The sequence below is a fragment of the Listeria booriae genome (genome assembly GCF_000766865.1).
In the GTDB taxonomy this organism is placed as follows: domain Bacteria; phylum Bacillota; class Bacilli; order Lactobacillales; family Listeriaceae; genus Listeria_A; species Listeria_A booriae.
Map to the genome: position 1 here is coordinate 46,706 of NZ_JNFA01000001.1, position 22,745 is coordinate 69,450.

The following is a 22,745-nucleotide window of genomic DNA, read 5'->3' on the forward strand; positions in this document are numbered from 1 at the left end:
TATCATTAAATAAAAATTCATTTCGCGAACGTTGCTTGTAAATCACTCGCTCTAGGTTGTCATCGTTTTTTTGCTTATACTAGACTTGTCTCACCTGATTCCACATGTTTTTTGGATGCTCTTCTCCTTTATTTTGCGATAACGGTTACCGTCGTACCTGTATCTCCTGGGATTTGTGCACCAAGATCGACAGTAATTTTATCGCCAGCTTGCAATTTACGTGATACGCCTGTTTCGTCTTTAAAGAAGCGGCTATAAATTTTGAATCTACCATTAGAACCTATACCACCAGCTGTAACTGTCTCAATGTTTTCTTGTGGTGTTACGGTACGTTGTGGAATGCCATTGATAGATAGTCGCAATACTTGTGTTCCGGTTGGTACTAAGCCAGTGATGTAGTCAGATTCTGCAATAACGGTATCAATAATTGGCTTAGCAGAAAGGCTAACTCTCACAGAAGTAGCTAAATTCGCTGGTGTTTTACTCCCGTAATCTACTGTTACAATATCCCCCATTTTCAAGCGTAAGTTGGATACAGTGCCATCCGAAACAAAACGGCTATAGAATGAGAAATTACCATTCGCATCTGGTTCCACTAAACGTTGGGGCACTCCGTTAACGACTAAGCGTACGGATACTGCACCAGCTGGTGCTTTCCCTGTAATCGCTTGTTGGAAAGGCCCAACCTCATCTACGATTGGTGCTGTTGCTGGGATGTAATTGCCAACTTTCACATTGACTGATGGACCCGTTTTCGTAGCGTTCTTTTGTGCAACCGTGATAATGGTATCTGCTTTTTGTACAGGAATAGTGACAGAGAATTTACCGTCTGTTCCAACGATACCTGTGTAAGTTGCTGTGCCAATTTTAACAACGGCTGTCAGACCTGGTGTTCCTTTACCTGTCACAACTTTGTCCTTATTCGTGACAGCATTTGCAGTAGGTGCAACAACCGCTACATTTGCATTCCATTGATTTTGAGCTTTGTCCAAATCTGCTTGTAACGCCGCTTTTTTTGTTGGATCTGTTACTTTATTGATCAAGACTTGGGCTGCATCGATTTCTGCTTGTGTCAATGGACTTTTGATACTACCATTTGGATTTTTGTTTGTGAATAAGCTGTTGACTGCTTCACGTGCTTTGTCTTCTGCTTCTGCTTGTGATGTTCTATCATCTAGTTGTTTTTGTGCCTTATCCAAATCTGCTTGTAACTCCGCTTTTTTCGTTGGATCATTCACTTTGTTGATTAATGCCTGTGCTGCATCAACATCTGCTTGTGTCATTGTGCTCGTGATGTTTCCGTTTGGATCTTTACTAGTGAATAAATTATTTACTGCCTCACGCGCCTTGTTTTCTGCTTCTGCTTCTGATGTTTTATCATCTAGTTGTTTTTGTGCCTTATTCAAATTAGCTTGCAGTGTAGCCTTTTCCGTTGGGTCTACTACTTTGTTAACTAGCGCTTGTGCGGCATCGATATCTGCTTGTTTCAATATATCCGTAATTTTACCGTTCGGGTCTTTGTTGATGAATAAATTATTCACGGCTTTGCTAGCTTCATCAAAAAGCGCTCCTTCGTTCGATGCCAACGCTTTCTCCTTAGATTCATACACATCTGTTACTTGAATGTCACTAAACGTCGATTGACTAGGCGTTGTCCACTTCAATGATGAGTAACCGGCACTCTGATTGTTAGCCATTGTCTGCTCAATTTTGATAGTAGCCCCTTTTTCCAAATAAATATTTCCAGTTTGTGCAAAATTAGGGTAATTCAAATTTTTAATTATTTCTTTTCCATCAATGGCAAGAGAATAAATATCATCTGCGCCACCTTCAAAACGATAATTTCCAGTTTCAGAAATATAAATGTAACCTGTTTTCTTTACAGTATAATAATCTGATCCCAAACCTGGGTATGGCTCAAATGTTCCGTAATGCTTTGTAAAACTTTCAGGCTCAATCGCTTGGCCTTTAAAAACAGTAGACGTAACACCATCATAATATTCTGTCATCACACCATGCTTCTTCATCTCAGCTGCTGCCTGTTCTGCTTGTTCTCTGGTAGGATATGTGCTAGAAAGAGGGACATCTAACCTTCTACCATCTGGATTCGTCAATACCAAGTTAGGCATGTTCCATTGTAATGACATGGAAGCAACGCCTCCATCTTGATCCACCGTTTGTATGATTTCTACAACATCACCACCATGGAAATGTCCTATAGTCCTATCATCAACAGCATTATAAGCATCTGTTGCTAACTTTTTCACCCCATCGATCATGACAGAGGTTCTATCATCTCCCGCTGATCTAAAAATATATTGTCCAGATACTGGGATAACAACATAACCAGTTTTATACACAGAATAATCTGTGTTTCCTAATCCAGGAAATGGTACACTCGTGCCAAAATTTTCGCTAAATGTTTTTTCAACATAAACGGACCCAAGTAAATCACCCTGCCACGGACTTTTGTTAATAATTTTCGTATAAGCTGCTTTCACACCATGTTGGATAGTAACTTTCTCATTTTCCTCTTGCGTCGCTGTTACACCAGTGGCCAATGTATTAAATGGGATTGTCCCTAAACTAGAAAATACAATAGTCCCTGCTGCCATCACTTTTAATGCTTTACTCATAACCCTTTTTTGCTTTTGCATTGATCATTCTCCTTTTAATAAATATTTTCAGTAGTATTCCCATGTTGTTCTCCATATCAGATTTAAGTTTTTTGTGGGCGGGATGAACTTATAAACCCAGGTCTTCGGGATCATAAATCAAGATAGGTTTGTCTTTCTTATATACAATTTTATTCGCTTGCTCTAATTCTTGTATCGCCTTTTTAGCAGTATGCGGCGATATTTGGCAACATTTAGAAAGGAGTAAATAATTCACCGTTTTGGGGATATGATAACCTGCCTCTTCCTTTTTAGAAAGTAGCTTAATAATATCCAACACACGTTCTTGCACATTTTTAGTTAGCATAAGCGAATAGCGATAAAACTGAGATTCTTGGCGCTTTAAAGTGTCAATTAAAAGATCCGGGAAAAAAGGTTGCTCCGAAAGTTCTTGGAGTACTGCTTTGGCATCATAAATAGCTAGTTCTACACGCCCAAATGCAACATATTCATATGGGTCAGGCTGAAAAACATTATGAAAGATAAAATCATCCTCCATCCATATAGCGTTAACACTTTGTTTCGAGTGATTAATTTGTTGCAATAATTGTCCTTTTACGACATGAATCAATTTACCAGCATCCGTCAAAACAAGGTCTTGACGATTTTTTAATACTGTTACTTGACAAACATCCGAATTATTTTTGTTTATATTCGACAAACCTAACAATGGTAACAATAAGTTAGGTTCCCTAAGTAATAAACTGTGAACCTCAAGAAAATCCATAGAACGCCTCCCCATAATGCAAACTACATTACTTAGCATAAAGCATAATATTTTGACGTTATAGACTTAAAAAACACTAATTTGCATGTTAATTTTTAAATTACAACGATTTAAACTTGTAATTTCGTATTCAGCCTCGCAAACGACTGCTATTACATCACTAATTATGTGTTTATTTTATGTCTAAAATGTCATTTTCATAGAAAAATATATAAAAATCGAACTATATCTAGGAAAAACAGAGTAACAAAAGTTACTATCACGTTAAAAATAGACACTTCAACAAGATAACGTTTAAGACCAACAAACGAAGGGGAAACCTATATAAAGGAAGCCATTTCACGAAAGGATGTAACACACATGCCACTAAAAAACCAAACAAAAACCAAACTAAAACAAGTAGGAGAACTCGCCAAAACAAACTGGAAAAGCGCTCGAGTTACCTCCCACGCTGCCCAGCTCACCTTTTACATATTGCTATCCATTCTCCCAATGATGCTCGTATTCGGCAATCTGATACCACTCCTGCCAATTCCAAAAGAGGAAGTCTACACCACGCTCCAAACATTCATGCCACCAGAAGTGTACGATATCCTGCACCCCATCATCGAAAGCATGCTCACCAACGCAAGCGGCACCGCCATTTCACTCGGTCTAATCACCGCCATCTGGTCCGCTTCGAAATGTTTCAGCGCATTACAAGAAGTGCTAAACATCGTCTACCAAGCCCCTGACCGCAAAAATTTCATCGTGACCCGCATCATGTCTTTCCTGATGATGCTCGTTATCATCGTGGTTCTCGGTGCCGTCGTCTTTGTCTTCGCATTTGGCGAACAAATCGTGACTTTCTTGCAAGACCAATTCGACCTGAAGCTTGACGCTCTCGCTGATTTAGGCGCCACGAAATGGTTCATCACGCCAATTTTCTTATTTATCCTATTCCTCATCATCTACTGGCTCGTTCCAAACGTAAAATGGAAAATCAGAAAAAGCGTCATTGGTGCTCTATTCGCCACAATCGGCTGGCTCGCTGCAACCGAACTACTTTCCGCGTATGTTAGTTTTCAAGGTGATAAAATCCTAGGGTTCGGCAGCCTTAGTATCATGATCGTCATTATGCTATGGCTCTACTTCGTCTCGATTATCCTACTACTCGGCGCCTTCATAAACGTCATCATCGACTCCTATAAACAACAACATTTGTAATCAAAGCGCGGATATATTACAATGAAACCGAGACAAAATCTATATTTAGGAGGAATTTTACCATGAGTATTAAAATGCTACATACATGTATTCGCGTCAAAGACCTAGACAAATCGCTAGCCTTTTACACAGAAGCATTTGGTTTAAAAGAAACACGTCGCAAAGACTTTCCAGATCATAAATTCACACTTGTTTATTTGGCATTTGAAGAAGGTGGCTTTGAGTTAGAATTAACGTATAACTACGATCAAGCAGAACCTTATGACCTTGGTAACGGCTACGGGCATTTAGCAGTTGGCGTTGACGATCTTTCCGCAACCCACGAACAATTCGAAAAAGCCGGCTACAGTGTAACCGACTTGAAAGGTCTGCCAGGAACGAAACCAACGTACTTCTTCGTTATGGACCCCGACGGCTACAAAACCGAAGTTATCCAAAACCGCTAATTCACACGCAAAAAAGAGAGTAGTTTCGCTGACTGCTCTCTTGTTTTCTATATAAGGAGGAAAAACATGCAACACGCTGCTTTTCAAAAAGAAGTTTACCAAATCGTGAAACAAATACCTGCTGGAAAAGTCACGACCTATGGACAAATTGCATACATGCTTGGACGTCCGAAAAATTCGCGCCTCGTCGGTCAAGCGATGCGGTTAACACCAAGTGATGCCAAAATTCCAAGCCACCGTGTTGTCGGTGCAAATGGTCGCCTCGTTCCTGGCTGGCACGCCCAGTATGAACTACTTCGCGCAGAAGGCGTTCCATTCACACCAGGCGGTAACGTTCAACTAAAACGCTGCTTTTGGCAAGGCTGAGCCGGCTGATTCCAGACGCAACAACTGTTCCTTCATCGCGACACCGCCACGGTAGCCCGTTATTTTGCCATTTTTCCCAATGACGCGATGACACGGAATGACCATCAAAATTGGATTCGCACCAATCGCCGTCCCGACAGCACGCACCGCATCCGGTTTACCAATCTCAGCCGCAATGTCCGAATACGTCCGCGTCTGACCATACGGAATCCTAAGCAACGCCTGCCATACCGCCTCCTGAAACGCCGTCCCCGCAAAATCAAGCGGCAAATCGAACTCCCGTCGCGCCCCGCTCAAATACAACGCCAATTCCCGCGCAAAGGGAGCAATTTTATCCTGATTCTCCGTCAAATCAATCCCCTTTTTCCGCACTGTCCACCGTTCCAATTCCCCAATATCCGCACCATCCGAGCCTACAAACATCAATCCGCGCTCACTAACCCCGACATACAATCGCATCCCAGCCACTTCCATCAAACCATAATAAACCTTCCTATTCTCCATCAATACCCACCATCCTTCTTTTTCGATACACACTCGGCGTCACGCCCTCCAATTTCCGAAACAGCGTCGCAAACTGCGCAGCATTCGAAATCCCGACCGCAACCCCAATATCCATCACGCTCATCCCAGTCGTCTCAAGCAACACACACGCCCTGCGAATCCTCACCTGATGCACAAAATCAAGCGGCGTCATCCCTTTTTGCGCTTTAAAAACACGGTGCAGATGATACGCACTACCATGACAGCCTTCCGCAATCCTGTCCAGCGTCAAATGTTCCGCATAATGTTCCAACACAAACGCCTCAATCTGCGCCACCCATTCCACATCCGGCATCCTTGCCCCACCAGACTTGCATCGCTTACAAGGCCTGTACCCCGCAGCCATCGCATCCTCCGCATTCCGAAAAACGCTCACATTCTCCCGTCGTGGCACCCGCGACTTACAAGACGGCCTGCAAAAAATCCGCGTCGAACTCACCGCATAAAAAAACTTCCCGTCATACCTCGCGTCATTATCACAAATCGCGCGCCACTGCTCCTCCGTCACCATTTTCGCCACCCCTTCCGAACTTTTCCATACACCCATTATACCCCTTCCCCCACAAAAAAATAACCGTCCCCGCACATAAAAGCAAGATTTGTAAAGTCAACCCCACAAAAATATGGTACAACTATAAGTACCAAGAAAACCAAGGAGGCCCCACATGAACACATTCACCATCCCAACACCCTCAACATTCCGTTTCGCACCAAATCTCGCATACCTAAACCGCGACCCAAAAGAATGCATGCATCACATCCAAAACGACCAAGTCAGCAAACTCATTCCCACAAGCCACGGCAACACACTCATCCAAGTCCGCGAGCCAGCCCCAAACACATTACAAATCACGCTCCCAGCCATAACAAGCCCCGTCCCAACGTCCCATCAACAAGAAATCACCCAATACTTTCACGACTGGTTCGACCTAGACCGCGACATCACGCCATTTTACCAACTCGCCGAAACCGACACACTACTTCATCCCGCAGTCCAAGCCCATTACGGCCTGCGCATCATCAGCATCCCCGACCTCTTCGAAGCACTCATCTGGGGCATCATCGGCCAACAAATCAACCTCTCGTTCGCCTACACACTAAAACGCCAATTCGTCGAAAAATTCGGCACCAGCACCACACACGCCGGCATCACCTACTGGACATTCCCAACCCCAGCCACCATAGCCAAACTAACACCCGAAGACCTCACAACCATCCAATTCACCACCCGCAAAAGCGAATACACAATCGGCATCGCCAAACTCATCACAACCGGTGAACTATCCAAACAAACCCTCCAACAACTCCCCGACCTCCCAGCAATCGAAAAATCACTCACCAAGATCCGCGGCATTGGCCCATGGACAGCCAACTACGTCCTGATGCGCTCCCTCCGCTATCCAAACGCCTTCCCAATCGACGACATCGGCCTTATCAACGCCATCAAACACGCACTACAGATGGAGCAAAAACCCACAAAACAAGAAATCCTCAACCTCGCACAAAATTGGTCAAACTGGGAAGCATACGCAACATTTTATCTATGGCGAACATTATATTAAACCAAAAAAGTTATCGTTTCAACGCGGTAACTTTTTCTACTAATAACTAACAAAAAACTTGCATTTTCGCTCCCATTGCATTAAACTAAATTTGTTGCACAAAGGAAACATTGAGAGGATTTTTAACATGACCAATAAAAAAATAATCAAACACACACCACCAAACGGTTCCAGTTTGGGCGAAATAAATAATTCTGTAAACATTCCAACCAAGGGCGGCTTTTGGCGTAAACTCATCGCCTTCTCAGGCCCAGGCGCACTTGTCGCAGTCGGCTATATGGACCCGGGCAACTGGATTACTTCCATTCAAGGCGGCGCTCACTACGGCTATTTACTACTGAGCGTCATCCTCATGTCCAGCCTTATCGCAATGCTCCTACAAAGCATGTGCGCCAAACTCGGCATTGTCACAGGACTCGACCTAGCCCAAGCAACCCGCTTAAAAACAGGCAAAAAAGGCGGCTTCGCACTATGGCTTATCGCCGAACTCGCCATCATGGCCACAGACATCGCCGAAGTTATCGGTAGCGCCGTAGCCTTAAACCTGCTATTCGGCTTTCCATTAATACTAGGCGTTATCATCACCGTTCTTGACGTCTTCCTACTACTTATACTTGCAAAATTCGGCTTCCGCAAAATAGAGGCCATCGTTATCACACTTATACTTACCGTTTTACTCATCTTTTTATACGAAGTCATCCTATCCCAACCAAACGTATCCGACATGCTCGGCGGCTTCGTACCACAAAAAGAAATTATCACAGACAAAGGCGCACTATTTCTAGCACTCGGCATCGTCGGAGCCACCGTCATGCCCCACAACCTGTATCTACACTCATCCATCGTCCAAGCTAGAAAATACGACCGCAATGACAAAAAAGCCCTAAAAGAAGCTATCAAATTCTCAACTATCGACTCAAACATCCAGCTAACCGCCGCATTCATCGTCAACTGTCTACTACTCATACTCGGCGCAGCCCTATTCTTCGGACAAGACACAAGCAATCTCGGCCAGTTCACCCAACTCTACGACGCCTTGCAAAACAACGCCATTGTCGGCTCCATCGCAAGTCCCGTCCTAAGCGTCCTGTTCGCCGTAGCACTACTCGCATCCGGTCAAAATGCAACAATCACAGGCACCCTAACAGGCCAAATCGTCATGGAAGGCTTCATCCATATGAAGTTACCCGTCTGGATTCGCCGTCTCGTCACGCGCCTTCTAGCCATCATTCCAGTCATCATCTGTATCGTTGTCTACGGCGACCAAGAAAACGCAGTCGAGCAACTCCTAATCTACACCCAAGTATTCCTAAGCATCGCCCTACCATTCTCCATGATCCCGCTCACCATCTTCACCAGCAGCAAAAAACTAATGGGCGAATTCAAAAACCGTATGTGGGTAACCGTCCTCGCTTGGGCAATTACCGCCGTACTAACCGTCCTTAATATCCAACTAATTATCCAAACACTATCTGGAATTGGTTAATCGAAATACGAAAAAAGCCGCGGCACAATGCCACGGCTTTTCTCAGCGCAATCAAAAGGAGAAATTCACACAATCAAATAAAGGGGGTATTTGTATTGTGATTTATTTCACGACAATAATATACCACATCTAAATCAGAAATTCAACATTTCACAAAGTTTATTTTTCATCCAAAAAGACATCCGCATCACATACATAATTTTTATTCGTAAGTAATAGTCAATACATCTACCATAATAAACTAAAAATCACGTCAATCCGTATTTATTCGTAGCCAAAACCAAATAAAACGCGCCATCTCTACACAATAACCCACTAAAATAAAAAAAAGGATTCTCAATTAAGAATCCTATTTTATCATTTAAAATCTCAAAAAAATATTTTTACTTAACAACTAATTTCACAAAGTCGCGAGATAGCTACTGCTTATTTCACCAATTTCTCCAACTCGTTCAATCGTTGCTCAAACACCTTCAGCGCATCCGTCACAGGTTTCGCCGTCGTCATATCAACCCCAGCTTTCTTCAATACCTCAATCGGGAAATCCGAACTGCCCGCTTTCAAGAAATTCAAATAATGCGTTACAGCTTCTTGTCCACCATGCAAAATCAAATCACTAAGCGCAGATGCCGCACTGAACCCCGTCGCATATTGATACACATAATAATTCATATAAAAATGCGGAATTCTCGCCCACTCGAGGCCAATTTCCTCATCATACACAATCTCATTACCATAATATTTCTCATTCAAAGCAAAATAATTCTCCGTCAAGAACTCCGCTGTCAATGCTTCCCCACGCTGATCCGCCTGATAAATAAAATGCTCAAACTCCGCAAATTGCGTTTGACGGAAAACCGTTCCCTTAAATCCATCCAAATAATGATTCAGCAAGTAAGCACGCACTTTCGGGTCTTCATATTTCTTCAACATGTAATCCGTCAACAAATTCTCATTCGTCGTCGAAGCCACTTCTGCCAAGAAAATCGAATAATCACCGTACACAAAAGGCTGGTTATTGCGCGTATAATAACTATGCACACTATGTCCCAACTCATGCGCTAACGTAAACACATTATCAATCGTGTCCTGCCAGTTCATCAAAATATACGGATTCGTACTATACGCACCAGAAGAATACGCACCACTACGCTTACCCTTGTTCTCCACGACATCAATCCAACGGCTCTCAAACGCCTCTTTCAGAATCGCCTGATATTCCTCTCCCAAAGGAGCCAAACCGTTCAACACAATGTCTTTCGCCTCCTCATACGTAAATGCCAAGTGCACATCCGTTGAAAGCGGCGTATACATATCGTACATCCGTAATTCATCTAAGCCTAACAATTCCTTACGAAGTCCCACATATCGCTGTAACAGCGGCAACTGGTCGTTCACAGCCTCCACTAAAGCATCATACACAGCCTCCGGAATATGATTCCCAAACAAAGCACGATGACGCGCCGACTCAAACCCATGAACCTTCGCATAAAAATTGCCCTTCTTCACTTGCCCTGTCAAAGTTGTAGCAATCGTGTTCTTCAAATTATCATACGAGCTATACATGCCTTTAAATGCAGCCTTACGAACGTCACGATTCTTGCCTTCCATCATCTTGCCATAACGACCATGCGTTATTTCTACCTTGTTGCCGTCCTCATCTTCAATCTCAGGAAACTTCATATCTGCGTTATTCAAAATACTATACGCCCGCGAAGCATTCCCCAGAACTTCACCAGCCTGTGCAAGCAAAGCCTCCTCCTTCTCAGAAAGTACATACGGTCGGTTCAAGTTCACCTGCTCTAACAAATGCGCATACAATTGCAAATCCGCATTATCAGCTACAAAGCCCTTCAACTTATCCTCATCTATCGCTAAAACTTCCGGCTCAAAATACGAAATCGCTGCCGAAGCTTCCGTTAATAAACTACCAGCACGGCTATACAACCCTTGATAAGTCGTATTCGTCGTATCCTGATCTTGTTTTAGATGCGCGTATACATATAAATTACCCAAGCGATCATATAACTCATCTTGATAACGCAATGCCTTCAGTAATGTCTCACTGCTCTCACCGAGCTTTCCTTGAAACGTCTGCGCTACCTTAATTTCATCCTTCAATAACGTAAACTCAGACTCCCAAGCCTCATCATCTTTAAATATCGTCGTTAAGTCCCACGTTGCATTCACTGGAACCTCTTCACGCGTAGGCAATGCCGCTATCTTCTTCTCACTCATAAATCGAAAACCTCCAATAACATCTTTTCATTCATTATGAGCTAATCTCTATCAAAATGCAAAAATCAGATATCCAAAAATCGAGCTTCTTCATTCACCACTTCTTTCATTCGCTTCAATACAGTATAGCGCCCCATCCCATCTGCACGCAAAATCCCCTGTTTACAAAGATAATGCAAATACTCCATACAAAGCGCCGTCCGCTCCTCTTTCCAAATCAACGGCATCCAAATTATATGCTTCTCAAATACTTGTAAAACGTCCGCACAAGGAAATGAATCCCCAATATCCAACATCCGTAAAAATGACACCCATACATAATACTGCCACTCAAGCGCCGGCGTCTTCGCCCGAAACTGCGTCGGCAAAATAACACCAATATCTAGCGGCAAATGCTGCAAATAAAGGCCTTGCTCATACACATCATGCATAAACTTATTCTGCTTCTTAAAACGCGTATAAAAGTAACACTGTTTCTGCCTTTCAAACGCCAAATCACGCTTCACATATAGCGTAGCAAACTTAATATGAGACACCGCCTGCTTCATCACCTCAAGCTTCACGCGCCCCTCAAATGTCAACGCTTTCGCAAAAAAACGATTCGCCGTATCCATCGTAATATGATAAATCATCGTCCACCGATTATTCTCCGGCAAATATTGCACTAAATAATAACCCAAATCCGCATCCTTTCGAATAAACGCTTGCTGAAAAGCCGTTAAGTAATACCTCCCCTTCACCATTCGTAAATCCTGCCCTAAAATCCAATGCACTTGCAATCCCGCCAATTGATAGTCTTCCGTCCGCTGCTCCAACTCCTTTACAGATACCGTCGAACACTGATACTCAATCACAATCTGTTCATCGACCAATATATCCGCCTGCCGCTGTATCCCCTTCAAATACACCTCTAAATCCGCCCTGCGATCCTGCAAAATCAACCATTCTAAGAAGTATTTCTTCCCACTCAAATGCCTCTGCGTCTCCCCCTCTGAAGCAAAACTACACCGACTAGAACTCAAGTGCGCAAAATGTGGCATATTAATCTCCCCAGCCTTCAAAATCACCCGTTCCCCACAACAACCACACGTATACTGCTCCCGCCTATCTTTCAAACGCTTCACATTCCCCCGTGTCACAACAACATCATGCCCATCTCTATCTTTCGCGGTAAACATCATCATCACTGCCTCTCTTGTCCGTCTATACTAATTATATTCGCCCCCATTTCCAAATCTCCTTCCCATTTTTCGAAAAACGCAAAAAGACTCGATCTACGTGTTTTTCAACAGCATAAATCGAGCCAAAAAAGCTTTTTAGTTAAAGTATTTCTTTACTTGCGGTAAGGCAGGGTCATCAAAAATAACCTTGGCATATTCATTTAGGACATACCCAGTTAAATTTGTTTCATCGCCATATTCTAATAAAATACTGACAACATTGTCAATGTTTCTTTCGTCAAATTTCGCTTCAGGAAACTCAACATATAAATAGTAACTATCTTTGTAGTGATAAAGCTTCGTTGATAACTGCTCAAGCCCTGTCGCTTTCGATAAGGTAATCAAATCCTCAAAGTCGCGGAACTGTAAGATAAACTCTAGCGTGTCATCTTCCCCACTTTCCGTAATTGTAGTAGGGGTAAAATGCTCTTCTAGCAGTTTCTCAATACGTTCCTCCGCTAAGTCGTCGGCCTGATCCATATTAATCTCAAAACCAGACTCACCTTTACCAAGATTGGCTTTGGTAACAAGCACCTCTAGACCATGCTTTAAAGCCTGTACCTGAATCCAGAGCGGTCCATCCGGAGAGAACTCATCTTCGTACTTAAGTTCGTCCATCATATCCCAAAAAAGCTCCTCACTCTTCTCACGGTCATACCAAATTTCCTCATGGTTAAAACCGCGCTCTTCTAAATCCATATAAGAGATATAAAACTTTATGGTATTCTCATTAATACGTTCAATTTCCATCGTCACACACTCTCCCTTCCATCTTCAACATTGACAATGAAGGGTAATTCATTTGTTGTTAGTATCATTGTAGCCTAATTCAAAAAAAAGGGCTAATAATTGATTTTAAAAAACCCGATTTTATTGATGAATACTATCTTAGCCTATATTTACCCATATTTCAAGGGTAGAAACTCCTCATTTCAAGAAAAACCCGATATTTATTCATAAAACAACGAATTAGGCCTTAAAATCCTTCATTTCCTCAAAAAAAACTACCAATACCCCTAAAAAAGCATTGGTAGTCCAAATAAATAAGATTAGTTAACCAGTTTTTGTGCTTCGCGTAATTGATACGTGCGAACGCGGCGTGGTAGGAAACGGCGAATTTCGTCTTCGTTATAGCCTACTTGCAAACGTTTCTCATCAATAATGATTGGACGTCTTAGCAATCCTGGATTTTTTTGGATTAGTTCAAACAGTTCTTGAAGCGGCAAGCTATCTAAATCCACATTTAATTTTTGGAATGTCTTAGAACGTGTGGAAATTATCTCATCCGTACCATCCTCTGTCATTCTTAAAATTTCTTTGATTTCCCCTAAACTTAATGGTTCAGAGAAAATGTTTCTTTCCTTATAAGGGATATCATGTTCCTCTAACCAAGCACGAGCTTTACGACAAGACGTGCAACTTGGTGAAGTGTATAACGTTACCATTAGACATTCACACTCCTTATTGGTTTATTGTTTCATTCAAGTAACGAATTTCCTAACAATATATCTATTGGAAACGATCTCTTTATAAGATCTACTTTCATTATACACCAAAATAGCCAAAAGCAATATACTATTTTAAAAAAAGTTCTCCAAGATATGATGTTTTGAAAGTAAGCCGTTATATGTATGTTACCCTTACTATACCGCTTTAAAACAAGAATCAGATGAAAAAACGGGCAATTATATTAGAAATTGATGAGAATGATGTTAAAAAGCAATTGGACCCAAATAAAAAGCCATCTTGATTTTGCTCAAGATGGCTCTGTATTATTATTCAGCGGGTACTGCAGCTTCCGCAGTCAATTTAGCATGTTTCTCTTTATAACTAGCTACTTCTTCTGGAGAACAATATACAAAATGACCTGGTGCAATTTCACGCATTTGTAAATCTTCGTTACCTGTATAATTATGAATCGCAGGATCGTATGTTTTACGAATACGTGTGCGCTCATAATTCGGGTCAGGCAATGGAATCGCAGAAAGCAATGATTCTGTATAAGCATGTAGCGGTGCACGATACAAATCATCAGCTGGCGCCAGTTCCACTAGTTTCCCAAAGTACATAACGCCGATACGGTCACTAATGTATTTAACCATCGACAAATCATGCGCGATGAATAAATAGGTTAGGCCTTTTTCTTTTTGAAGCTGTTTCAATAAGTTCACGACTTGTGCTTGGATAGAAACGTCTAGTGCTGAGATTGGCTCATCGGCAATGATGAATTCTGGTTGAACGGCTAACGCGCGGGCAATACCGATACGTTGACGTTGGCCACCAGAGAATTCATGCGGATAACGCCCAGCATGTTCTTTGCTCAAACCAACTGTTTCCAGCAAATCGTATACTTGATTCGTCAGTTCAGATGGTGTTTTTGCTAGGCCGTGAATACGAATGCCTTCTGCAATAATATCTTTGACCTTCATACGTGGATTTAACGACGCATACGGATCTTGGAAAATCATTTGCATTTTGCGACGGAATTCATGCATTTCAGAACGGGATTTGCGACCATGCACATCTTTCCCATCATAAAGTACTTGACCATCTGTCGCATCGTACAGACGAATAATCGTACGACCAGTTGTTGATTTACCACAACCAGACTCACCTACAAGCCCAAGTGTCTCACCGCGATAAATATCAAAAGAAATACCATCGATAGCGCGAACTTCACTTGCTTTTCCTTTATTAAAGTATTGCTTTAGATTCTTGATTTCAAGTAATTTATCAGCCATCTACTTCAACCCCCTTCGCGTGAACAGCTTGCATTCCAGGATGTTCTGTTGCAAATTGTTCTTGACGACGCAATACAGCATCTGGAGGTGTCACTTCTGGTGCATCAGGGTGCAACAACCATGTCGCTGCATAATGCGTATCAGAAACTTTGTACATTGGCGGTTCTTGTTCCAAATCAATCTGCATCGCAAATTGGTTACGCGCAGCAAATGCGTCCCCTTTTGGAGGATCTAGCAAGTCTGGTGGCGTACCTGGAATAACGAAAAGTTCCTCTTCTTCTGTATCAAGCGTTGGCATCGAACTAATAAGACCCCATGTATACGGATGTTGCGGATTGTAGAAAATTTCATCTACTGTTCCGATTTCAACGATTTTACCACCGTACATAACGGCTACACGATCGGCTACATTCGCAACAACGCCAAGGTCATGCGTAATGAAGATAATCGATGTATCGATTTTTTGTTGTAAGTCTTTCATTAAATCTAGAATTTGTGCTTGAATAGTTACGTCAAGCGCAGTTGTTGGCTCATCGGCAATTAGAATTTGCGGGTTACATGCAAGTGAAATCGCGATAACCACACGTTGACGCATACCACCAGAAAATTGGTGTGGATATTGCTTCAAACGTTCTTCTGCTTTTGGAATACCAACTAGTTGTAACAAGCGAAGCGCTGTTTTTAAGGCTTCTTTTTTGCTAATTTTTTGGTGCTTGATGATTGGCTCTGCAATTTGTTTTCCGATGGTCATTGTTGGATTTAATGAGGTCATCGGATCTTGGAAAATCATTGAAATTTCTTTACCGCGAATTTTTTGCATTTGTTTTTCAGATGCTTTCGCGATATCTATACCGTTAAATAGGATTTCTCCTGATTTAATTTTGGAATTGCTTTCAGGCAGCAAACGCATGATGGATTTGGTCGTTACGGATTTACCAGAACCAGATTCACCAACGATAGCCAATGTTTCACCTTTGATAAGGTCAAAGCTTACGCCACGAATTGCTTTTACTTCACCAGCATACGTATGGAACGAAATATGCAGGTCTTTTACTTCTAATAGTTTTTCCATTCTTCCTCACCTCACCTTTAATCACGCATTTTCGGATCAAACGCATCACGTAAGCCGTCAGCAATTAAGTTAAATGCAATCATGATAATACATAGTACGAGCGTCGGATAAAGAACCATGTAAGGCAATACTTGCAATGTCTTATACCCTTCACTAATCAATGTTCCAAGAGATGCCATCGGTGCTGGAATACCCAATCCGATAAATCCTAGGAATGCTTCAAAGAATATCGCACTTGGAATACTAAACATAACATTAATGATAATAACGCCTGATAAGTTAGGCAATAAGTGTTTGAATAAAATGCTCGGAGTAGAACCGCCTAGCGTCTTAGAAGCTAGAACGAACTCTTGATCTTTTAATTTCAAAACTTGTCCACGGACAACCCGCGCCATCGTAATCCAGCTGGTCATGGCAATCGCGATAATGATCGACATGATACCCGGATCGAGCACGAGTAACATCAAAATAACAACAACCAAGTTCGGAATTGCCGAAGCAACTTCTAGAATACGTTGCATGACGTTATCGACACGTCCACCGGAGAAACCTGAAATCATACCATAAGTAACACCGACAATTAAGTCAAAGAATGCTGCTACTAAACCGATAAATAGTGAGATTTGCGTTCCTTTCCACACACGTGTGAATTGGTCACGACCTAATGTATCACTACCGAACCAGTAGTAAGTGTCTTCTGGTACGTTCTTTTGTTTATACACATCGACTTCTTCGCCACCAATGTTTTGTTTACCATTCCAGAAAGGCATGTTTTCAAAACCTTGTACTTTTGGTGGAAGAGAAGCTTGTGGTGTATTTTGCTCCTCAAATGTGTACCCAGAAATAAGTGGTCCAATAAAAGCCATGATTACAATGAGACCAAGCACAATAATGCTCACTAAAGCCGCTTTATTTTTGCGAATCCGAATCCAAGAGTCTTGCATAAATGTCAAACTAGGACGCGTGATTTTCTCATGTTCCGAAGCCTTCATTTGTGCGGGTTGGAATAATTCTTTTGAAATTTTCTGTTCAGACATAATTATTTACCTCCCGACACACGGATACGAGGATCAATCAATCCGTAAAGAATATCTACCACTAGAATTACGAAGACAAGCATTGCTGCGAAGAGTAATGTTGTTCCCATGATTACTGGGTAGTCATTTGTTTGTATAGATGATACGAACTGGCTTCCGATACCTGGAATACCAAAGATATTTTCAATAACAAGTGAACCAGTCATTAGCGCAACGGCTAGTGGTCCAATAACGGTAATAAGCGGAATAAGTGCATTACGAATCGCATGCTTCCAAGCAACTTCAAAACGGTTATTCCCTTTCGCTTTCGCAAGTAGTACATAATCAGAGCCGAATACGTCAATCAGCTCGGTCCGCATGAAACGGGCAGCGGTGGCTAGTGGGAACATCGCGAGCGCTAAGGCAGGCAATATCGTATATTCAAACGTCCCCCACCCGGCTACTGGTAGCCATTGTAGTTTTGCCCCAATCCAATATTGTAAGAGTGCAGCAAATACGAATGAAGGTATCGACTTACCTAAAATAGCTACAAAGGTACTCGTATAATCCGGCCATTTGTTCTGGTACATCGCGGCGATAACCCCGAGAATAATCCCGAAGAGCAGACCAAATACAATTGCTTCAACAGCAATAGTTATCGATGGACCAATTAAGTTTCCTAATATTTCTGAAACAGGACGATTATCTAGTTGGAAAGATACCCCTAAATTTCCTTGTAACAAGTCTCCCATGTAGCGAAGATATTGTACTGGCATTGGATCATTTAATCCATATTGTTCGTTCATAATCTGGATTTGTTCTGGTGTCATCTTAGCTTCATTACGATACGGTGAACCTGGTAGATATTGCATTAAAATGAATGTCACTGACGCGATAATGAAAAGAGTAATCACCATGTATAGAAGCCTTTTTAATCCATATTTAATCATCTCTACACCCCCCGAAAAAATTATTTTGTAGAATATTTTCTTATTTTATCATAAGCCTGCTACCATAGCGAGCTTTGTTTTCTCATTTAATTAATTTTTAAGTATCATTGCATCATTTTACAGAGTTTCGAAGACAAACTATCTAAAAATTCATTTCCAGTGTTCTGCACTTGTGAACAGGACCACTACTTTACTTAATAGGAATTCAATTATTTATCATCAAAAGAGAGAGTATATAGAATATACTCTCTCAATTAAAGTCAAGCATTTCTTAAATCATATGCGTTCTCAATTATTTTCCGTCAATATATGTGTTCTTGAATGTGTAGTCAGGACCAAACGCATTTTTTTGTAAATCTTTTACGTACGGTTGTTGCAAGAATGCTTTCGCACGTTGGTAAAGCGGTTGGATTGCTTGGTCTTTCGTGATTAGAATTGGTTCTGCTTTAAGCATTTCATCCCAACGAGCTTGTGTATCGCCTGCAAGTGGACCTGCAGCTTGATCGATAATCTTATCATAATCAGCATTTGAATAGCTCATTCTGTTTTGAGTGTTACCAGTTCTGAACAAGTTCAAGAATGTAGATGGATCTTGATAGTCAGGACCCCATGCACTCATAGAGAAATCATAATCTTGTTTTTGGTCATTTGCTAAACGAATTTTGAATGGTACGTTTTTAAGTGTTACTTTAAGGCCAGATAGGTTTTTCTCCCATTGGTTTTGTAAGAACTCACTTGATTTCTTCGCATTTTCTGTATCATCACTTGTAAATTCAAGATTTAGAGATGTTACACCAAGTTCTTTCAGACCTTGTGTCCATGCTTTTTTCGCTGCAGCTAAATCATAAGTTCCAACATCGCCAACTTCATCACGATAGTCTTTGTTATCTTTAGGATCGAAAGTGAATTTCTTAGGTACTAAACCGTTTGCTGGGATAGAACCATTTTGTAATACAGTGTCCACATAGCTTTGTTTGTCCATTGACAATGCCAATGCTTTACGGATGTTTTCATTTGCTAATGGCGTTTTCTTACCATTACGTTCTTGGTTAAATTTAATATAGAATACAGAAGATTCTTCTTCTACCGTGTAGTCATCTTTGTTTTTGTTTTGTACAGCATATTCAGCTGATAGTAGCGCTTTGTCTAGTTTACCTGTGTTGTATAAGTTAACGCTAGTTCCAGAGTCTTGAACTACTTGTACGTTGATTTTCTTCAATTTAACAGCTTTTTTATCCCAGTACGTATCGTTTGGTACGAACGCCCAAGTTTTACCTGTTCCGTTCCAGTCAGTTAATTTGAATGGTCCGTTGTAAAGGATGCTGTCGCTATCAAGTGCATATTTGTCACCTTTTTCTTCCACGAATTTTTGGTTAAGTGGGAAGAATGTTGGGAATGCTAATAGTGAATCGAAGTAAGCTGTCGGTTGAACTAATGTTACTTCAAGTGTTGTATCGTCAACTGCTTTAATTCCTAATTCAGAAGGTTTTTTCTCACCTTTGATGATTTCAGAAGCGTTTTGAACTAATCCATCAAATAAGTAAGAATAAGTGGCTGCTGTTTTTGGATCAACGGCACGTTGCCATGAATATACATAATCTTTCGCTGTAACTGGGTCACCGTTTGACCATTTAGCGTCATCGCGTAATTTGAATGTATAAACTTTTTTGTCGTCGCTTACTGTTGCTTTCTCAGTAGCGCCTGCTGGTTGTGCTACACCATCTTTATCAAGTGCATACAAACCTTCGTTTGTTTGGTTAATTACGTTTAATCCAACTGCATCATCAGCTTTTGTACTGTCAGCGGATGGGATAAGTGCAGATTCCATCAAGTTCAATACTTGTTCAGAATCTTTTGAGCCTCCACTACCGGATTTTGAATCGCTTCCGCCGCCACATGCTGCCAATACTAAGCTTAGTACTAATGTTAATCCTAAAACTAAAAACAATTTAGATTTTTTCATTAGTAAACCTCCCTTTTTTATTTTTCTGAAAAATCATTTCGATTACTATTATACTCTAAAAATTTAAGCTTTGTAAATTATTTTTTCGAAATATACGAAAACAAGGATGAAAGTTATAAGTTATTGCAAAATTTCCGCAAGATGACCCAATTAGCCTATCCTCGCGCTTTTGTGGCACAAAGATAACGCTGTTTTAATCATTTGGCTAAAATAGATTACAATTCACTTTCACCTTTTATTAAGTTTTCTGAATAAATAAATCGATTAAAATAAAATTCCCCCAAAACTTCACTGTTTCATACATACCTATGTAGAATGAAAACATATTTTAGAAAGTATACTATTCTCGAAAAGCAATCCACTAACACTTTTAGTTGGATTATATTTATTTATATACTTTTTTTTGCCTTCTGTCTACATAAATACATCAAAAAATCAATAAAGTTTAAAAAAATTTTTACAAAGCCTTAATATACGCGGTTTTAACGTGTTTTTGTCGATGACAGTAAATTTCACAATCTTTGTTAGATATTCTAAGTTTCGTGGTTATGTTTACCATAATAGGGATAAAGAAGGTACTCCCATTTGGTGATGGAATACCTTCTTCTTCGCGTTATTTAATTGTAATCCATTGATACGAATATGGCGCACCGAATAGATGTGATACAAAACCTGACATTTTCGGATTTTGTAGTGCGGCTACACCGTTTTGGTATAGTGGCGCAATGGCTGTGTCGTCTGAGATTAGGATTTTCTCTGCTTTTAAGAGATTGTTCCAACGTGCTTCTGGTTGTGTTGCTAGTGTTGTTGCAGCTTCTTTTAGTAGTTTGTCGTATTCTGGGTTGGAATAGCTTGAACGGTTGTAGCTGCTTGTTGTTTCAAATACGCCAAGGAATGTGGATGGATCTTGGTAGTCTGGGCCCCAACGTGATAGTTGTAGTTCGTATTGTTGTGTTTCATCCAGTTTTAGACGGGATTTGTATGGCACTGTTTTGATGTTGACTTTTAGACCGTCTAGGCTTGTTTCTAGTTCATTTTGGATGTATTCGGACATTTTTTTGCTGAACTCTTGGTCATCGCCTAGGAATTCAATCGTAATGTTGTCTTGGCCTAGTTCTTGTTTTGCTTTTTTCCAATACTCTTGTGCTTTAGCTTTGTCATACGTGATGAGGTCGCCGCTTTCTTTACGGAAGTCTTCTTGTGTTTTTGGATTGAATGTGAACTTGGCTGGTACGAGACCGTCAATCGGCTGTGACCCGTTAGCAAGTACTGTGTCGACCATTGTTTCTTTATTAATAACTGTGGCAATTGCTTTACGAACATTTTCATTTGCAAAAATGGTTTGCTTACCATCTAGTTTCTGGTTAAATTTCAAGAAATAGACGAAGGCATCAAGATTGGATGTGAAGTCTTTGTCGTTTTGTTTTTGTTTCGCATAGTCACCTGAAAGTGTCGCGCGGTCTAGTTTGCCTGTTGTATATAAGTTTACTGCGCTTCCTGGGTCTTTGATAACTTCAAGATTGATTTTGTCTAGTTTGATGTCGCCTTTGTTCCAATACTTATCGTTCTTTTCGTAAGACCATGATTTGCTTGTGTTTGTCCAGCCTTTCATTGTGAATGCGCCATTGTAAATCATGTGATCGCTATCTTTGGCGTAATCAGTGCCTTGTTTTTCCACGTATTCTTCATTTTGTGGATAGAATGTCGGGAATGTTAGCAAGGAATGGAAATATGGTACCGGTTGTTCTAAAGTTACTTCTAATGTAGTGTCATCAATTGCTTTGACGCCAAGTTCTTCTGGTTTCATTTCACCTGCCGTGATTTGTGTAGCATTTTTTACAACTCCGCTAAAAATAACGGCGTATTCTGCGGCTGTTTTCGGATCAACGATTTTTCTCCATGAGTAGACGAAATCATTGGCAGTAACTGGTGTACCGTTAGACCATTTCGCGTCATCGCGTAATTTAATAGTGTATACGGTTTGATCTGCATTTACTTCTGGGTCTGCTTTTGCAACGCCTGGTTGTACTTTATCGTCTTTGTCTAGGTAGTATAAGCCTTCAAATACAGTGTTTTGAGCCGTGAAACTAACACCGTCTGTTCCTTTTTTAGAATCCATCGACGGAATTTCTGCTGATTCCATCAAGCTTACTTCTTTTTTGCTGGATTTGTTGACACTATCTTTGCTCGTGTCGCCGCCTCCTCCACATGCTACAAGAACTGCAGCCATTACACTTAGTACAAGTGCTAATACCCAACTTTTTTTCAACTTCATTTTTTACACTCTCCCCTTTTTTGGATGTAGGAATACTATATACTATTTTTTCAGAAAAATAAAGTATTTTTTACAAATTCGATTAATTTCATTATTTTATATAAATGCAAAAACCTTGCGCGCGTTAGTCTTTTTATGTGTTAAAGTTTTTTATTTTTTACTTAGACACTGGAAAGTATTACTTCGGATTTTATGTATCGTCACATATTAAACACTTTTTGGAAAGCGTTTTCAAAAATGGCATATACTAGAAAAGATT

19 protein-coding genes are annotated in these 22,745 nt (G+C 40.9%); 5 read left to right on the forward strand and 14 right to left on the reverse strand.

Going from position 1 to position 22,745, the window contains the following annotated elements:
• Positions 1-128 precede the first annotated feature (128 nt).
• A complete protein-coding gene (locus tag EP57_RS00165) occupies positions 129-2,657 on the reverse strand; it encodes a toxin Cry1Ac domain D-VI-related protein (RefSeq protein ID WP_036083023.1) in 2,529 nt (842 codons plus the stop codon).
• Between the two features lie 88 nt (positions 2,658-2,745).
• On the reverse strand, positions 2,746-3,402 hold the full coding sequence (locus EP57_RS00170) for a Crp/Fnr family transcriptional regulator (protein ID WP_036083024.1): 657 nt from the start codon (positions 3,400-3,402) through the stop codon (positions 2,746-2,748).
• Positions 3,403-3,762: 360 nt separating this feature from the next.
• Here EP57_RS00170 and EP57_RS00175 point away from each other — a divergent pair, with 360 nt between their 5' ends.
• The 3 genes from EP57_RS00175 (at position 3,763) to EP57_RS00185 (ending at position 5,420) form a co-directional block, all read left to right on the forward strand.
• The gene (locus EP57_RS00175; RefSeq protein ID WP_052167442.1) at positions 3,763-4,608 is read left to right on the forward strand and encodes a YihY/virulence factor BrkB family protein; all 846 of its coding nucleotides are present in this window, start codon (positions 3,763-3,765) and stop codon (positions 4,606-4,608) included.
• A 62-nt stretch (positions 4,609-4,670) separates the two neighbouring features.
• On the forward strand, positions 4,671-5,054 hold the full coding sequence (gene gloA, locus EP57_RS00180) for a lactoylglutathione lyase (protein WP_036083027.1): 384 nt from the start codon (positions 4,671-4,673) through the stop codon (positions 5,052-5,054).
• Between the two features lie 66 nt (positions 5,055-5,120).
• Complete coding sequence (locus tag EP57_RS00185) at positions 5,121-5,420, forward strand: MGMT family protein (RefSeq protein ID WP_036083029.1); 300 nt, start codon at positions 5,121-5,123, stop codon at positions 5,418-5,420.
• Here the strand turns inward: EP57_RS00185 and EP57_RS00190 are convergent.
• Both EP57_RS00190 and EP57_RS00195 read right to left on the reverse strand, forming a co-directional pair.
• A complete protein-coding gene (locus EP57_RS00190; RefSeq protein WP_036083030.1) occupies positions 5,394-5,924 on the reverse strand; it encodes a methylated-DNA--[protein]-cysteine S-methyltransferase in 531 nt (176 codons plus the stop codon). The two genes, EP57_RS00185 and EP57_RS00190, sit on opposite strands and share 27 nt — an antisense overlap.
• A complete protein-coding gene (locus tag EP57_RS00195) occupies positions 5,914-6,510 on the reverse strand; it encodes a bifunctional transcriptional activator/DNA repair enzyme AdaA (RefSeq protein WP_052167443.1) in 597 nt (198 codons plus the stop codon). The genes EP57_RS00190 and EP57_RS00195 overlap by 11 nt, the downstream gene beginning before the upstream one ends.
• 118 nt (positions 6,511-6,628) lie before the next feature.
• Here EP57_RS00195 and EP57_RS00200 point away from each other — a divergent pair, with 118 nt between their 5' ends.
• On the forward strand, positions 6,629-7,525 hold the full coding sequence (locus tag EP57_RS00200; RefSeq protein ID WP_052167444.1) for a DNA-3-methyladenine glycosylase family protein: 897 nt from the start codon (positions 6,629-6,631) through the stop codon (positions 7,523-7,525).
• A 127-nt stretch (positions 7,526-7,652) separates the two neighbouring features.
• Positions 7,653-9,011: an Nramp family divalent metal transporter gene (locus tag EP57_RS00205; RefSeq protein WP_036083031.1), complete on the forward strand. Its 1,359-nt coding sequence runs from the start codon at positions 7,653-7,655 to the stop codon at positions 9,009-9,011.
• Positions 9,012-9,437: 426 nt separating this feature from the next.
• Here the strand turns inward: EP57_RS00205 and pepF are convergent, their stop codons facing one another.
• The 10 genes from pepF to EP57_RS00255 form a co-directional block, all read right to left on the reverse strand.
• Complete coding sequence (gene pepF, locus EP57_RS00210) at positions 9,438-11,249, reverse strand: oligoendopeptidase F (RefSeq protein WP_036083032.1); 1,812 nt, start codon at positions 11,247-11,249, stop codon at positions 9,438-9,440.
• A gap of 65 nt (positions 11,250-11,314) precedes the next feature.
• Positions 11,315-12,433: a competence protein CoiA family protein gene (locus tag EP57_RS00215; protein WP_052167445.1), complete on the reverse strand. Its 1,119-nt coding sequence runs from the start codon at positions 12,431-12,433 to the stop codon at positions 11,315-11,317.
• 132 nt (positions 12,434-12,565) lie between these two features.
• The gene (gene mecA, locus EP57_RS00220; protein WP_036083034.1) at positions 12,566-13,219 is read right to left on the reverse strand and encodes an adaptor protein MecA; all 654 of its coding nucleotides are present in this window, start codon (positions 13,217-13,219) and stop codon (positions 12,566-12,568) included.
• A 299-nt stretch (positions 13,220-13,518) separates the two neighbouring features.
• Complete coding sequence (spxA, locus tag EP57_RS00225; RefSeq protein ID WP_036059428.1) at positions 13,519-13,914, reverse strand: transcriptional regulator SpxA; 396 nt, start codon at positions 13,912-13,914, stop codon at positions 13,519-13,521.
• Between the two features lie 330 nt (positions 13,915-14,244).
• Positions 14,245-15,210: an ABC transporter ATP-binding protein gene (locus EP57_RS00230; protein ID WP_036083035.1), complete on the reverse strand. Its 966-nt coding sequence runs from the start codon at positions 15,208-15,210 to the stop codon at positions 14,245-14,247.
• The gene (locus tag EP57_RS00235; protein WP_036083036.1) at positions 15,203-16,282 is read right to left on the reverse strand and encodes an ABC transporter ATP-binding protein; all 1,080 of its coding nucleotides are present in this window, start codon (positions 16,280-16,282) and stop codon (positions 15,203-15,205) included. Before EP57_RS00235 ends, EP57_RS00230 begins: the two co-directional genes overlap by 8 nt.
• A 17-nt stretch (positions 16,283-16,299) precedes the next feature.
• The gene (gene opp3C, locus EP57_RS00240; RefSeq protein ID WP_036083037.1) at positions 16,300-17,319 is read right to left on the reverse strand and encodes an oligopeptide ABC transporter permease; all 1,020 of its coding nucleotides are present in this window, start codon (positions 17,317-17,319) and stop codon (positions 16,300-16,302) included.
• Positions 17,320-17,321: 2 nt separating this feature from the next.
• On the reverse strand, positions 17,322-18,248 hold the full coding sequence (opp3b, locus tag EP57_RS00245) for an oligopeptide ABC transporter permease (RefSeq protein ID WP_036083038.1): 927 nt from the start codon (positions 18,246-18,248) through the stop codon (positions 17,322-17,324).
• Between the two features lie 292 nt (positions 18,249-18,540).
• Positions 18,541-20,211, reverse strand: a complete 1,671-nt coding sequence (locus EP57_RS00250) for a peptide ABC transporter substrate-binding protein (RefSeq protein ID WP_036083039.1) — start codon at positions 20,209-20,211, stop codon at positions 18,541-18,543.
• Positions 20,212-20,824: 613 nt separating this feature from the next.
• Entirely contained in the window at positions 20,825-22,486 is a 1,662-nt protein-coding gene (locus EP57_RS00255) for a peptide ABC transporter substrate-binding protein (protein WP_036083041.1), read from the reverse strand.
• Positions 22,487-22,745 lie beyond the last annotated feature (259 nt).

Coding starts and splice junctions, on each gene's coding strand:
- pepF (WP_036083032.1), bottom strand. CDS start 11,249: ATGAGTGAGAAGAAGATAGCGGCATTGCCTACGCGTGAAGAGGTTCCA.
- EP57_RS00215 (WP_052167445.1), bottom strand. CDS start 12,433: ATGATGATGTTTACCGCGAAAGATAGAGATGGGCATGATGTTGTTGTG.
- EP57_RS00230 (WP_036083035.1), bottom strand. CDS start 15,210: ATGGCTGATAAATTACTTGAAATCAAGAATCTAAAGCAATACTTTAAT.
- EP57_RS00165 (WP_036083023.1), bottom strand. CDS start 2,657: ATGCAAAAGCAAAAAAGGGTTATGAGTAAAGCATTAAAAGTGATGGCA.
- EP57_RS00170 (WP_036083024.1), bottom strand. CDS start 3,402: ATGGATTTTCTTGAGGTTCACAGTTTATTACTTAGGGAACCTAACTTA.
- opp3C (WP_036083037.1), bottom strand. CDS start 17,319: ATGTCTGAACAGAAAATTTCAAAAGAATTATTCCAACCCGCACAAATG.
- spxA (WP_036059428.1), bottom strand. CDS start 13,914: ATGGTAACGTTATACACTTCACCAAGTTGCACGTCTTGTCGTAAAGCT.
- EP57_RS00235 (WP_036083036.1), bottom strand. CDS start 16,282: ATGGAAAAACTATTAGAAGTAAAAGACCTGCATATTTCGTTCCATACG.
- EP57_RS00195 (WP_052167443.1), bottom strand. CDS start 6,510: ATGGGTGTATGGAAAAGTTCGGAAGGGGTGGCGAAAATGGTGACGGAG.
- EP57_RS00205 (WP_036083031.1), top strand. CDS start 7,653: ATGACCAATAAAAAAATAATCAAACACACACCACCAAACGGTTCCAGT.
- EP57_RS00190 (WP_036083030.1), bottom strand. CDS start 5,924: ATGGAGAATAGGAAGGTTTATTATGGTTTGATGGAAGTGGCTGGGATG.
- opp3b (WP_036083038.1), bottom strand. CDS start 18,248: ATGATTAAATATGGATTAAAAAGGCTTCTATACATGGTGATTACTCTT.
- EP57_RS00185 (WP_036083029.1), top strand. CDS start 5,121: ATGCAACACGCTGCTTTTCAAAAAGAAGTTTACCAAATCGTGAAACAA.
- mecA (WP_036083034.1), bottom strand. CDS start 13,219: ATGGAAATTGAACGTATTAATGAGAATACCATAAAGTTTTATATCTCT.
- EP57_RS00250 (WP_036083039.1), bottom strand. CDS start 20,211: ATGAAAAAATCTAAATTGTTTTTAGTTTTAGGATTAACATTAGTACTA.
- EP57_RS00255 (WP_036083041.1), bottom strand. CDS start 22,486: ATGAAGTTGAAAAAAAGTTGGGTATTAGCACTTGTACTAAGTGTAATG.
- gloA (WP_036083027.1), top strand. CDS start 4,671: ATGAGTATTAAAATGCTACATACATGTATTCGCGTCAAAGACCTAGAC.
- EP57_RS00175 (WP_052167442.1), top strand. CDS start 3,763: ATGCCACTAAAAAACCAAACAAAAACCAAACTAAAACAAGTAGGAGAA.
- EP57_RS00200 (WP_052167444.1), top strand. CDS start 6,629: ATGAACACATTCACCATCCCAACACCCTCAACATTCCGTTTCGCACCA.